Source organism: Candidatus Villigracilis saccharophilus, from assembly GCF_016711665.1.
The window spans coordinates 1-13,133 of the sequence record NZ_JADJSO010000026.1 but is presented as its reverse complement, the minus strand read 5'-3'; the positions used below and the strand labels follow the sequence as shown (position 1 = coordinate 13,133).

14 protein-coding genes and 3 pseudogenes are annotated in these 13,133 nt (G+C 46.8%); 3 read left to right on the top strand and 14 right to left on the bottom strand.

What is annotated here, in order from left to right; translation table 11 throughout:
- Positions 1-90: 90 nt before the first annotated feature.
- The 6 genes from IPL17_RS10360 to IPL17_RS10335 form a co-directional block, all read right to left on the bottom strand.
- The gene (locus IPL17_RS10360; protein ID WP_345307033.1) at positions 91-2,001 is read right to left on the bottom strand and encodes an acyltransferase family protein; all 1,911 of its coding nucleotides are present in this window, start codon (positions 1,999-2,001) and stop codon (positions 91-93) included.
- A 113-nt stretch (positions 2,002-2,114) separates the two neighbouring features.
- Complete coding sequence (locus IPL17_RS10355; RefSeq protein WP_345307012.1) at positions 2,115-2,873, bottom strand: restriction endonuclease; 759 nt, start codon at positions 2,871-2,873, stop codon at positions 2,115-2,117.
- A 162-nt stretch (positions 2,874-3,035) separates the two neighbouring features.
- Entirely contained in the window at positions 3,036-4,046 is a 1,011-nt protein-coding gene (locus tag IPL17_RS10350; protein WP_345307011.1) for an NAD(P)-dependent alcohol dehydrogenase, read from the bottom strand.
- A gap of 47 nt (positions 4,047-4,093) precedes the next feature.
- The gene (locus IPL17_RS10345) at positions 4,094-5,047 is read right to left on the bottom strand and encodes an NAD(P)-dependent alcohol dehydrogenase (protein WP_345307010.1); all 954 of its coding nucleotides are present in this window, start codon (positions 5,045-5,047) and stop codon (positions 4,094-4,096) included.
- A 190-nt stretch (positions 5,048-5,237) separates the two neighbouring features.
- A complete protein-coding gene (locus tag IPL17_RS10340) occupies positions 5,238-5,780 on the bottom strand; it encodes a dihydrofolate reductase family protein (RefSeq protein ID WP_345307032.1) in 543 nt (180 codons plus the stop codon).
- Between the two features lie 143 nt (positions 5,781-5,923).
- Positions 5,924-7,093, bottom strand: coding sequence for a CoA transferase (locus tag IPL17_RS10335; RefSeq protein ID WP_345307009.1), 1,170 nt, complete (start codon positions 7,091-7,093; stop codon positions 5,924-5,926).
- 36 nt (positions 7,094-7,129) lie between these two features.
- On the opposite strand from IPL17_RS10335, the gene IPL17_RS10330 reads away from it, so the two are divergent.
- Entirely contained in the window at positions 7,130-7,540 is a 411-nt protein-coding gene (locus IPL17_RS10330) for a hypothetical protein (protein ID WP_345307008.1), read from the top strand.
- Complete coding sequence (locus IPL17_RS10325) at positions 7,537-8,322, top strand: hypothetical protein (protein WP_345307007.1); 786 nt, start codon at positions 7,537-7,539, stop codon at positions 8,320-8,322. Before IPL17_RS10330 ends, IPL17_RS10325 begins: the two co-directional genes overlap by 4 nt.
- Before the next feature lie 123 nt (positions 8,323-8,445).
- Here the strand turns inward: IPL17_RS10325 and IPL17_RS10320 are convergent, their stop codons facing one another.
- The 8 genes and pseudogenes from IPL17_RS10320 to IPL17_RS10285 form a co-directional block, all read right to left on the bottom strand.
- A complete protein-coding gene (locus tag IPL17_RS10320) occupies positions 8,446-8,655 on the bottom strand; it encodes a cold-shock protein (protein WP_345307006.1) in 210 nt (69 codons plus the stop codon).
- Positions 8,656-8,888: 233 nt separating this feature from the next.
- Positions 8,889-9,218: a nitroreductase family deazaflavin-dependent oxidoreductase gene (locus IPL17_RS10315; RefSeq protein WP_345307005.1), complete on the bottom strand. Its 330-nt coding sequence runs from the start codon at positions 9,216-9,218 to the stop codon at positions 8,889-8,891.
- Positions 9,219-9,320: 102 nt separating this feature from the next.
- Positions 9,321-9,757: pseudogene (gene dtd / locus IPL17_RS10310) on the bottom strand (D-aminoacyl-tRNA deacylase).
- Between the two features lie 43 nt (positions 9,758-9,800).
- Complete coding sequence (locus tag IPL17_RS10305; protein ID WP_345307004.1) at positions 9,801-9,986, bottom strand: hypothetical protein; 186 nt, start codon at positions 9,984-9,986, stop codon at positions 9,801-9,803.
- Positions 9,953-10,800: pseudogene (trpS, locus tag IPL17_RS10300) on the bottom strand (tryptophan--tRNA ligase). Before trpS ends, IPL17_RS10305 begins: the two are co-directional and overlap by 34 nt.
- Positions 10,790-10,981, bottom strand: a pseudogene (locus IPL17_RS10295) (Rdx family protein); the annotation flags it as partial. The pseudogenes IPL17_RS10295 and trpS, both read right to left, overlap by 11 nt.
- Positions 10,982-11,297: 316 nt before the next feature.
- On the bottom strand, positions 11,298-11,699 hold the full coding sequence (locus IPL17_RS10290; protein ID WP_345307003.1) for a hypothetical protein: 402 nt from the start codon (positions 11,697-11,699) through the stop codon (positions 11,298-11,300).
- The gene (locus tag IPL17_RS10285; protein ID WP_345307002.1) at positions 11,663-12,205 is read right to left on the bottom strand and encodes a hypothetical protein; all 543 of its coding nucleotides are present in this window, start codon (positions 12,203-12,205) and stop codon (positions 11,663-11,665) included. Before IPL17_RS10285 ends, IPL17_RS10290 begins: the two co-directional genes overlap by 37 nt.
- 253 nt (positions 12,206-12,458) lie before the next feature.
- Between IPL17_RS10285 and IPL17_RS10280 the strand changes: the two genes are divergently transcribed.
- Positions 12,459-12,611: a hypothetical protein gene (locus tag IPL17_RS10280; RefSeq protein WP_345307001.1), complete on the top strand. Its 153-nt coding sequence runs from the start codon at positions 12,459-12,461 to the stop codon at positions 12,609-12,611.
- The last annotated feature ends 522 nt before the right edge of the window (positions 12,612-13,133 follow it).

The window sequence follows — 13,133 nt, the reverse complement described above, 5'->3', positions numbered from 1 at the left end:
CCATTAAAACGATAACCAGCATCATTTTTGGGGGACTCAAAACCAAGTTGTCAATAAGGCTGGTATTTTACTTACATTCAGTCTAATCTATTACCTATTTCCTGATAATTCAAGTACTTTTTGAGAGACAATAATGGAGGCTGATTTTGTAAGATGCCCATAGTCCCATGCAAATGGCTCATATTTATTTTCCAGCGCCATGGATGACAGGCAATTATTTTCCAGACAGAATATATCTAAAAGTGATATGAATAAAACATGGTTTTCATTTGCCACGTCGTAAAGGATGACATCCGTTTTCTTAATTTCATCGTAAAGATTGGAATAGACAAAGGCCTCGTCAGTTAATTCTACATGTGACTTAAGCAGTACCTTGGGCAAAGTCGGTTTCCATTTGGGCACACCACCTACAATCACTATTTGTGATGAGGGCGATCGCAACTTAATTAGTGATACTGTCTCCAATAAGGCTTGATCCAAACCCGGCTTGATCTGATCCAATGGCGCACTCCAGTTGGCATGTAAGATAACCTTCTGAGGTTTTATTTCTTCGATTTTGTCTAATACACCATTATTAATATCCTGACAGTTTGGCCGGGAAATCGAACTATAGCCGATTAACGGCACACACCCAGATGCGGTCAGTTGCGCCACGGCGGGATGATTTTTTCTCATACCGAACGATAAGGCTGCCGCATGAGAGTCTCCCCAAATTAAAATAGATTCGGCCGCCTGTTCGGGATAAAAACATTCCACTGCAAAGTCTGTGAATTTTTGTTCCTCATTAAGAAGACAGGTCTCTTCACGGTAGATTTCCTTTATTGCATATTTTTCAAATGCCATTATTTCTTTTTGATTATCAGTAAGCCGACTTTCAAACCCCTTGGATAGAAACCCCAAAAATCCAACTATAATTAATACGGCAGAACCGATCAGGGCAAATAAAAATATGGCGGGTCTGTCAAAAACGATTTTATTTCTAAAAGGCTGTTCTACAAACCGCCAGCTTAAATAAGCAAGCATAAACGAGAGAAGAGCAAGAGCTGAGAGGCTAAGTTCGCTCAGTTCAAAAATGCTTCGGTATCTGGCAAACGCAAATAATGGCTGGTGCCAAAGATAAGCGCTATAGCTGATCAATCCAATAGTCACAAGCGGCTTTGCACTCAACAAGCGGCCTGTCAATGTTTTTGACGAAGAAAAGAGAATAATCAGTCCGGTTCCCAAGGTTGGCAGCAGCGCATATAAGCCTGGGAAAGGGGTTTTTTCATCAAAACAAATAACCGCATATACGATCATCGACAGTCCAACCAGCGACATTACTTCACTTAATCTTTTTTGTGAAAGGAGCGTTTGGAGCTCTTGTTCACGATAAAGAAAATAATAAGAGAGTCCAGCGCCAATTGCCAATTCCCAAGCCCTTGTTGGCAGAAGATAAAAGGCCGCCTCGGGCTCGTTGTAAGCCCCCCATTGTGCAGCAGTAAGGCTGATTGCCGCAATGATCATAAACGAGCCGAAAATCCAGCGTTTGCGGTAAAGCGACATCAATACCAAAAAATACGGGAAGAGAATATAGAACTGTTCTTCAACAGCCAGACTCCATGTGTGCAACAGCGGCCTTAATTCATTTGCCGTATCCCAATAGCCGGATGTTTGCCGGAATAGAATGTTTGAAGAAAAAGATAAGACGGCTATCAGGCTTCGAGAAAAATCCTTCATGTCCGCGGGGACCAGCCAAAGCCAAGCGCATATGAAAGACGCAAGCAACACAGTGAACAGCGCAGGCATAATTCTTCTGGCTCTTCTCTCGTAAAAGGTGACCAAAGAAAAAGTTCCCCGGTCCAGTTCCGAAAGAATTATCGTTGTGATCAAATAACCGCTAATGACAAAAAAGATATCTACGCCTATATATCCGCCCCTGAAATACTTAAAGCCTGCGTGGAACATGATGACTGTGATTACGGCAATTGCTCTTAGCCCATCTATTTCTGCACGGTATTTCATTCGTTCCACTGGCTTTTCCTCTAATTTCCATCCTAATTTTCTCTTCATACATAAAGAAACACAGGTAAAGGCAGAAAATAATATCTATGCAAATGTTATTTATCGTCTATCAACTAATTAAAAAGCTCAAACTCTTCGATTCCATGGGTCTTAGCAATACGGGCTACTTCCTCACGTCCTTCTATTATGATAACTCTAGCTTCCCCTGCTTCACGACGTTGTTCGCTAGTAAGCCGACCCGTTGTTACAAAAACAGCAGCATCAAGACGTCTTGCAAAACATCCAGCAAGAAATTTTAGCCATTCTTCATTTGTGGGCGCTGTATTTGCCGCATGGAATTTTACTTGAACGCCAATAGATTGGACGCCACTTCGGTTTTCACCAAGCTCATTTCCTATAACATCTAATCCTCGTTCTCTGCTCTTATGATGTCCCTGATGATACCAAGTGTAGTGCGGATACATACATCTAAGAAGTCTAATAACATACTGCTCAAATGCTGAACCTCTTACTGTATTTGAAAGGAGTGTTTCAGTTTGATCAGTATCGACATTGAAAACTTGCTCAGAGGCATTTTCATCTGACTTTACGAACTCTCTTCCTTCGGGCGTAATACGCCATCCTGGGTTATTAGTATCATGAGGATATAAATAACCAGCTCGAACAGCGTCGGTATTTATATACTTTCGTAAACTAGCCTTACCTTGTTCTGAAAGTTTTTCTCCGCTTAGTTGACTTTCAACGGCAGCATAGATTTCAGAGGTTTGAGCAACTCCACCATTAGAATTAATTTTTTGAAGGGCAATACGAATTTGAGGATCCCCCGACAAACCTACCTCTGCTCCGGTTACCCCAGCCTTATTTTTTTCCATAAGTTAATTTATTCCTTTCTATGTTTTTGATGATTTAACCGGTGTTGTACCAATGGATTAGTGTAAATAATCCTTGGACATAGTATAAACCTAATTATTTTTAAGCTTTCATTTTATTCACCCCGTAAACCGTGAGCCTCCCTAGCGCTCACGGTACGTTTTTTAGGTCTTGTTATTATGTTCGACAGTAATAACCACGTTCCCTTTCTTGTTTCCGCTTTCCATATAGCGATGAGCCTCGGCAGTCTGTTCCAACGGATAGCGCTTATCAATGACCGATCTTAGCTTCCCCGCCTCAATCAGCTCTTTAATGGAATGCAGATCCGCGATCTTTTCACCAGACAGCGCGCAGATCACTTTTTTATCGCCGACCTTCGAAGTCCATAACATCTGTAAAAGTTGTTTCATCTTAAAACTGGCCAGAAGGTAGCGTCCATTGGGATTTAACGAGTTTTTACACTGCGCAAACGAACTCCTGCCCAGAATGTCAAAAATAAGATCATAGGTCTCGCCGTTTTTAGTGAAGTCTTCCTTGGTGTAATCAATGACCTTATCCGCGCCCAGAGATTTCACAAACGCGAGCCTTGGGGTGCCGCATACGCCTGTCACATCTGCCCCATAATGTTTTGCGAGCTGAACCGCGGCGGAGCCGATCGCGCCAGAAGCGCCATTGATCAGGATTTTTTGTCCGCGCTGAATATTTACAGTCCGAAGCAAATTCAAGGCGGTCAGCGCTCCATACGGGACAACAGCAGCCTCCTCGTACGTCATGTTCGCGGGCTTGATCGCCACCAATCCATTTTCAGGCATACAGATATATTCGGCATTCGCGCCCATGTTCTGACCGCGATATCCAAAAACATCGTCACCTGCTTTAAACAGTTTCACATCCTTGCCGACCGCTTCAATTTTCCCAGCCAATTCGCTCCCCAATATTTTATTTTTAGGCCGGCTCAACCCAAATGCAATTTTTGCAAACAGCCAGAAGAGGAAAAGCATGTTGAACTCGCCAGGCGAAGTCCCCTTAAAGTTACGAGCCAACGTGTCGCCATAATTTACCGAGACCGCGTATATTTTTATCAGAACTTCATTGTCCTTCGGGGCAGGTTTTTCAACCTCAGCGAGATGAAGCACATCGGGTGAACCGTATTCTGTGTAGATGATCGCTTTCATGATTATTTCTCCAATAAAGGTTTGAATGGATATGAATAAATAAGCTGTTATTTGTGTTCAACCGTAATGACTACTTTTCCACGGGCGCGGCTTGTTTCAAGATAACGGATCGCTTCAGCAGTCTCGTTTAATTTATAGGTTCTATCGATCACAGGGACAACTTTTCCAGTTTCAAGCAGTTCCTTAATAAACAGCAAATCCTTTTTGTCCACTTTGGCTGTCTCCATCATGCCGACCTTTTTGCCTCCAAACAGCATAACCTGGAACAAATGGAACATGGTCGTAAACCCAGCAATGGAGCAAATTCCGTTGGGACTTAATGCGCGCTGACAACCTGAAACTGAAAGATTTCCGATCGTATCAAAGATCAGGTCATAACGCTGATCGTTATTTGTAAAATCCTCCTTGGTGTAATCAATGACATGGTCCGCGCCGATCGAGCGCACCAGTTCCAAATTCCGCGTGCTGCACACGCCCGTGACTTCGGTCCCATACGATTTGGCGATCTGCACCGCAAACGTCCCCACCCCGCCAGACGCGCCGTTAATCAAAACTTTTTGACCTGATCGAATCTGCCCCTTATCACGCAGTCCCTGCAATGCAGTGAGTGCTGCTACCGGGACGGCTGCCGCCGCTTCATACGAACTGTTGGCTGGTTTCGCCGCCAATAGCTTTTCACTTGTGCAGGCATATTCTGCAAAACTACCCTTGAAGATGTCTCCAAACACCTCATCTCCTATTTGAAACTGGGTTACATTTTTGCCAACCGCTTCAACGCGTCCCGCTACATCTGCGCCGAGTCTGGGGTCTCTGGGCTTTTGAAGTCCAAACTCCACACGAGCCAGGAATGGCGCACCGCGCATGGAATGCCAGTCCAGCGGATTTGCAGACGCGGCGTAAACTTTTATCAAAACCTCATTGTCCCCCGGCACAGGTTTTTCCACATCTTTATACTGTAGAACATCCGGTGATCCGTATTCCGTGAATAGTATAGCTTTCATGATTCTCCTCGATAAATAAAATTGGTTATTTCTTTACGTATTACAGCGTAGGAGGTTTCAAGAAAGTCCTGCAATTTTTACTGCTTCGATCATTCGGCTTTTAACTCCCTCAACACTTCCTGCGTATACTCCCCTATCAACGGCGAAGATGAGCGATACGCCCATGGTGTATCGCTCATCTTCAAAAGAATTATTTCTTATAATGTAACGCAACAACTCCCGAACGAAACGTTTTTGACCCGACAAGTTTTAATGTAAGGTCCCTGCCCGTTTCGAACAAGCGCGGACCTTTTCCCGCAATGATCGGGTGAACGACAAAGTGATACTCGTCAATGAGATCCCATTGTGCAACTTGCGCTGCGATGTTTAGTCCACCAATGGAAATATTTTTCCCTGGCTGTTGTTTTAACTTCATAATCTCTTCTCGAAGATTTGCGTGGAGAAGCGTCGTGTTGTTCCACTCCACGCTCTTCAACGTCGTTGAAAAGACAATCTTTGGTATTGAATCGAATGTACGCGCAAATTCGTTGGTCACCTTCGTTTCCGATTGATCCACTGCGACATCGTGCCAGTACGGATACATCAAGTGATACGTGTTGCGTCCGAAAATTTCAACGCCTGAATCACGCAAGAGCCCAGTGAAGTACTCGTGCAATTCGTCGTCGACGATCCCCGTTTCATGACCACAACAGCCGTCTATCGTGATGTTGATTGCAAAAATAACTTTTCTCATTTGTTGTTCTTCTGACATTATTTTAATCCTTTATTAACTGAAGGAAAGTGTGCCAACGCAAACATGAAGATTTCAAACGCAATGACTCTGAAATAAAAAATCGTTGGGCATAGTATAAACCCAATTATTTTTAGCATTAATTTTTATTCATCCCTTCCATCATCAAGATACCCCAACTCCCTCAACACCTGTTCAGTATGCTCCCCCATCAATGGCGGATGCAGACGGTACTGCACGGGCGTATCGCTCATCTTTAACGGCGAGCCAACCAAAGGCAGTTCGCCAATGGTGGGATGATCCATCTTCACAAGCATTTCGCGTTCTTTTACAGTGGGCATGGAAAAGACCTGTTCAAAGTTTTGGATCGGCCCGCATGGGATTTCGGCTTCATCCAGTTTCGCCAGCCACTCGGAGACAGAGGCGTTCTTGAAAATGGACGCCAGCAAGGGAATGATCTCCGCGCGGTTTTGCACGCGCCCGGAATTTGTGGCGAATTTTTCATCTGCCGCAATTTCAGGCTTCCCAAGCATTTCACACAAGCGCACGAACTGTTTATCATTCCCCACCGCGATCGCGAACCAACCGTCACTGGCTTGAAAACTTTGATACGGAACAATATTCGCATGCGCATTGCCGTGACGTTTCGGCAGTTTGCCGGAGATCAAATAATTACTTGCGACGTTTGCCAGCCAGCCTAACTGCGAATCAAATAATGAAATATCAAGATGCTGCCCGCGTCCGGTCATTGTCCGCGCCTGTAATGCGGCTAGGATCGCAATGATCGCATTTTGCCCCGCGAACAAATCCACGACTGCCACGCCTGTTTTCATTGGCTCGCCTTCGGGCTCACCCGTGATGCTCATCAATCCGCCCAGCGCCTGGATCATAAAATCATAACCGGGCTTATCCTTCATGGAACCTGTCTGTCCAAAACCTGTGATCGAGCAATAGATCAACTTTGGATTCAACTCATGCAGGGTTTCAAAATCCAGACCAAATTTTTCCAGCGTACCGGGGCGGAAATTTTCAACCAGCACATCACTTTGCAATGCAAGGTCACGCAAAACTTTTTTGCCCTCGTCCGTTTTCAAGTTGATCACAATGCCGCGCTTGTTGCGGTTGACGCATAAATAATATGCGCTCTCCCCTTCCGCGAACGGCGGCCCCCAGCCACGCGTCTCATCGCCTTCGGGTGGCTCTACTTTGATCACATCCGCACCCAAGTCACCGAGAACCATCGTACAATATGGGCCAGCGAGCACGCGGCTTAAATCCAACACACGAGTTCCATTTAAGGGTTGAATCTTTTTCACAGGTTGTCTCCACAATATTTTATTTCAAGGCAAAAAATGAAATTATCTCCTACAATAACCGTTGAAGTTGATCCCGATTATTTCAAATTCACAAATGGCAATAATCAGATTCAGCTAAAAACATCCATCAATTTTATTATGGAAAACAATCTTTACACGCCCATGCAGATCGGTGGGAACAAAGATATTCCTGGCTCAATCTGCATTAATCTGTTCGATCCAAATATAAAAGAAAATCCTGAATTAAACCGATTCAATGCACTCCAATTGTTTATAGAGTATGGAATTGGAAAAATGTTTGAGAAAAAATTACTCCCACAGTTAAGACCACTAATCATCTTTCAAAAAGATGAAAAACTAAGCAAAATCCTTTGCGGTTTCCAAAAAGGTCTGTTGCAAAGTGTTGCAATTCTAGCTGGTGCAAGAGATGTACAATTTGAGCGATGAAACGCGACTTATATTTTAGCAAACCAATCATGAATACGGCGGGATCGTTGGGATTCGCGCCTGATCCGCGCAGCGGGATTGATCTGGATTCATTCGGAGCGTTCATCACGAATCCGATCTCTCTCCGCTCACGCCTGCCGGCTGCCCAACCGGCTGTGATCGAGTTCCCCGGCGGATTCCTGCTACATTCAGGGCTGCCGAATCTCGGTCTATCATCGGTGCTTAAAAAACATGGTGCGCGCTGGAACCGCGCAGACATGCCCATCATTGTCAACCTCATGGCTGACCGCCCCGAAGAGACTCAGCAAATGGTAAGAAGCCTTGAGAATATCGAGAACGTGATGGCGGTGGAACTTGGCTTCGCGCCATTATTATCGGACGATATTATTCTATTGAATTTGGAAATGTGTGTTGGGGAATTGCCGTTAATATTTTCATTGCCTGCTGAACAAGTATTGTCGTTGGGACCAAAATTAATTCAAGATGGAGCGGCCGCGATCAGCGTAGCAAGTCCGCGCGGAGCGCTTCCCCTCACCTCTAACTCCTCTACCCTAACGGGCACAAGTCTCGAAAAGGGAGGAGGACTCGTCACTGGCAGGCTGTATGGCCGATCGTTATTTCCGCGCTCGCTGGATCTTGTCCGCTCGGCGAGGATGATCGGGCTTCCCATCATTGGAGCGGGCGGAGTGTGGACAGAACAAGACGCAGCGGATATGCTGTCAGCGGGGGCAATGGCTGTCGAAACAGATGCCCAGCTTTGGGTTCCGAAAGAAGCGATTTAGACCATTGACCATATGATGGACCATCCCCAGCAACAATTGTCAACAGTCAATTGTTTATCGTCTATCTTATAAAAAAGAAAAGAGCCCCGCTTTTCAGCGAGACTCTTTTTGGTTGGTTAAGAATTACAGAACTACGACGTCAGCAGCTTGTAAACCTTTGGGGCCTTTTTCGATTGTGAATTCGACTTTCTGGCCTTCCTGCAGGTTCTTGAAGCCTTCGCCTTTGATGGCAGAGAAGTGGACGAAAACATCGGGGCCGCCTTCGCGCTCGATGAAGCCGAAACCTTTTGTGCCATTGAACCACTTAACCGTACCGATTACACGATCAGACATTTTTTGCCTCCTACAGCAAATAAAAAATAAGGTGACGCAGTATGTCTTTCATCGGGCGGTCAAAAAACTCTCAAAGTCGTCCCTTGATCCATTGTCTTTATACTTCCACAACGAAAAGCCACTTGCATCCTACGAGCGCAACTTTATCATGAAATTCTCATATTGACAATTATTTTGCAAGTACCAAAATCATGACAGGAATATGACAATGGGCAGCACAAATCTTGTAAAGATCATAACCTTTGTAATAGAACACAGCCATATCCCAATATTTTTTGGTACTCCTCACCAGCGGCTTCATGAGCGATGTATTCAGCCGATCGCCCCTTCCATTCAACCTGACATTTCGGGTTAGCTTTGAGGTTGTAATACCATGAGGGGTTGTTTGTTTGCCCAAAGTTAGAAGCGATCAACGCGATTTGTTCATGCTCACTAAATCCATACAAGACAAGAGAGCGCGGCTGTTTACTTTTTGCGCCGATCATAGTGATCCGCAATGCGGGTATCCCCACAAGCTTGCTGGAAAAGAAAAACGCCCCGCGCTTATCTTCCAGAAAAGCCATCCACTCTGTGAAGGAAGGGAGTGATTACTGCCGTGACCGATCTTTGCATAAAGATGGCAAGCAAGCCGCGTTGGAATTTGTTGGGATGTGATCTCATTACAATTATTTTTCCAGCCAGATCGTGACAGGCCCATTATTGTGAATTTCCACATCCATGTGCGCGCCGAACTGACCCGTTTGAGTCGGCACACCGTGACTGCGTAATAACTCAACAAATCGATCCACTAACGGAGAAGCGACTTCGGGCAATGCGGCATCAATAAATGACGGGCGTCTTCCCTTGCGGGTATCAGCATACAAGGTGAATTGTGAAACGACGATGGCTTCCCCTTTCACATCCAACACCGAAAGATTGGTCTTGCCTGGTCATCTTCAAAGATGCGCAGGTTCGCTACTTTTTCAGCAAGGAAGGCCGCCTGCGATTCACCATCGCCATGACCAATGCCTAATAAAATCAGCAGACCATTTCCTATTTGGGAAATGGTCTTTTGTTCTACTGTGACACTTGCCTGGGAAACTCGTTGGATCAATAAACGCATATAATTTTCAACGGAGGGGCGGGGTAACCCCGCCCCTACAAGATTATGGAAGTTGCATCGCTTCGCGCACTTCGACCATGGTCTGCTCGGCGATGGCACGCGCGCGGTTTGCACCGTCATGCAAAATATCTTGGATCTTATTTGGGTCAGCCGCCAGTTCTGCGCGTTTGGCGCGGAAAGGCTCAAGATGTTTGTTCAGATTATTGGCGAAGCGTAGTTTGCAATCCACACAGCCAATACCGCCTTGCGGCATTCGGTATTGATCATGTCCACTTCCTCTTGTTGAGAGAAGAGTTTGTGCATGGTGAACACGTTGCAAATATCCGGGTTGCCCGGGTCCGTGCGGCGCAGGCGAGCAGGGTCAGTGACCATTTCTTTGACACGCTTGACCGTCGCTTCGGGGGTGGTGGCGAGTTCAATGTGATTGTTCAAACTCTTGCCCATTTTATCTTTGCCGTCTATGCCAACGACCTTCAAGACTTCAGTATGTTTCACCTGAGGTTCGACCAACGCTTTTGTATGATAGCGATAGTTGAAGGAGCGCACGATCTCGCGCGCGAATTCGATATGTGGAGCCTGGTCAATGCCGACTGGGACAATATCCGTCTTGTACAGCACAATGTCCGCGGTCATCAAAACGGGATAACCAACCAGACCATAGTTTATATTCTCAGGCTGCTGGCGGACCTTCTCCTTGAAAGTCGGCAGATCGGTCAACTTGCCGAACTGTGTCACCATCGAAAGATAGGTATGCAGTTCCATCACCTGCGGCACATGCGATTGAACGAAGACAATAGAATCTTCTGGCGGATCCCCGCCGCGAGCCAATCCAGCGCCATTTCCAAGGTGTTCTGTTTCAGTTCCTGCGTGGTCTCGACCGTGGTCAGCGCGTGGACATCCACGATGCAGTAGATACAATCGTACTCATTCTGCATCGCGACATAATTATTGATTGCGCCCAAATAATTTCCAAGATGTTGCTTCCCTGTTGGGCGTGCGCCCGAAAATACTCTGGCCTTTTTTCGCCATTCTTTATCCTTCAACCATTTTATGAATGAGAGTGAGAACCTCGCCCGCTTCCGCGTGACGTTTCGCCTGTAATTTCGAGAAGACCAGTTCCCCGTTCACGCTGACCTCGAACCTGCCCCCGTCCGAAGGAATTAACGCCACCGATTCGATCACGTGCTCGTACTCTTTGAGTAATTCGTCCACCAGGCTCACGGCCCGGTTGGTGTAGTGTCAAACTGCGCAGTAGGTGATCTCGATTTTCAGCATGGAATTCTCCGTTTTCGATACTTTTATTAGAAAATTATAACATGGGGTCTCACAGACTTGCCCCTCCCCACCAATCACGCTATAATCTGTAGAGTTGTTATGGAAAGAAATGCAAGGAGAAAAAATGCCAGTCTATACTTATCGTTGTGAAGCTTGTGGATCCAATTTGAACGCCATCAATCCTTCACAGACACCCCATTAAAGAACCTGTCCGAGTGCCGCAAGAAAGCGCTTAAGAAAGTCATTACCCCAACCAAGATCATCTTTAGGGTTCAGGTTTTACCTGACCGATCATAAATCTCTTCGGGCGATACTTCAGAGATGAAGAAAGCCGACAAGGAAGGAAAGAAAAGCGATCAAAGGAAAACCACATCCACAGAAAAGCTTCGCGGCTGGAAACCAGCAAAAAGCTCGGAAAATAAAGGGGTTGATTGAATAGAGCGACGATGGTCCCGCCTCTATTTTTAAGAGAATGCTTCTTTTTTTCGCCTCCCAGTTTCGTCCAGATCGAAGCGAAGATCAGGGGAATGACAGCGAATGCCGCACTGACAAACGCCATCGTGTTATATCCCAATGCGGCGAAGATAAATCCGCTGCTTAAACTCCCAACGGCGGAAGCTGATCCGACCATCAGGTCACTGAAGCCCTGCGTGCGCGAACGTTCCAACTGGGAAAGTTGATCTGCCAGCAGAGTGGAGCCGCCCACATAACAACAATTCCAACCGAGTCCCAACAGAAATAGGAGCAAACGCCCAGCGGAAGCACATCGGGAGAGATCGTGGCAGCAACACAGGCGATCACAAGCGTCGCCGCGCCGACCATGATGACCTGTCCTCGCCCCACTGGTCGGAGCCGCCCGGAAATGATCGAGAAGGCATACATGCCGACCGTGTGGGCAGAGATGACGATCGAGATGTCACCGAGCATGTGATCATGGTCACGCATATGCAGGGATGTGATCACCATGACCAGCACCATCACCATTTGTCCGAGCACCATGCTGACGACCGCAACTTGCGCGGCAGGCTGACGAAGGATCGCTCGTACGCTTCGCACTTCGCCCGAGCCTGTCACTGCCTCGGGGAATTTTGCCGCCACCTCTTTACCGATCTCACGCGGATCGGGGCGCAGTCCAAAGAATACAACAACAGCCGCGATTGCAAACAGGATCATCCATACCAGGCAGACCCCCTGCGAGTTCATCTCCAAAAGGGTTCACGAATGCACCGCAGGTCCCGCCACAAAAGGACCGATCACCGAGCCGACCGTCCCGCCAACGACCACATTGAATGGTACGTCCGCGATGCTCGGGACGATTGACTTCCGCCGCCGCAAACGACCTAATTGGACCGGCAGAATTTGTAACGCCCATCAGGATCATGCCGCCAAGAAACCGAATGAGTGGATCATGATGGCATAGAACGCAATGCCTGAAACAAAAACCCCAATGCTCAAGCCGACAGTCAACTCCGCCGCGGCGGCGGATGGCATCGAAAACATAGCCCCACATAAATGCGGCAAACGCCCTGCCAAAGATACACGGCAGACGGAACACCCGCCCAGCTTGAATGGCCGCTAAGTTTTGCCGACAATGGAGTTGGGGGTTGCCGCCGCGATAAATCCCGCCAGCCGGTTGTGACCGTTGAGCAAAAAGAATGGTCGTTATTTTGCGCAATGGTTTCAAGATCTGTCATCGATAGTCCTTATATAAAGACGCGAGATTGATATTTCCAGTAGAAAAGCGACCTTGAGCAAAAACTCAAGGTCGCTTTCAAATCAACTATTTTTTACTATCGTCCCATCGCATCCATGATCGCCATACCGGAAGGATCTGAACGATGGCATTCAGACCGTCACCAGTCTGGAGACGTGTACAGGTGCGCCGACGCCGAGCAAGATTGGTCCGATGGCTTTGCATTTCCAAGACGAGCCAAAAGCTTGTAGGCGATGTTTCGCTGACTCGGCGTTGTAATAATTAATACATTAGCATCTCTTCACCGCGCTGAACGGATAGCGTTCTTTCCGATTTTCAGCAACAGCGGTATCTGCTGCATTTCGCCATCCACACGCAGGTCGGGGAAGGCGGGCTTGATCAACTCAA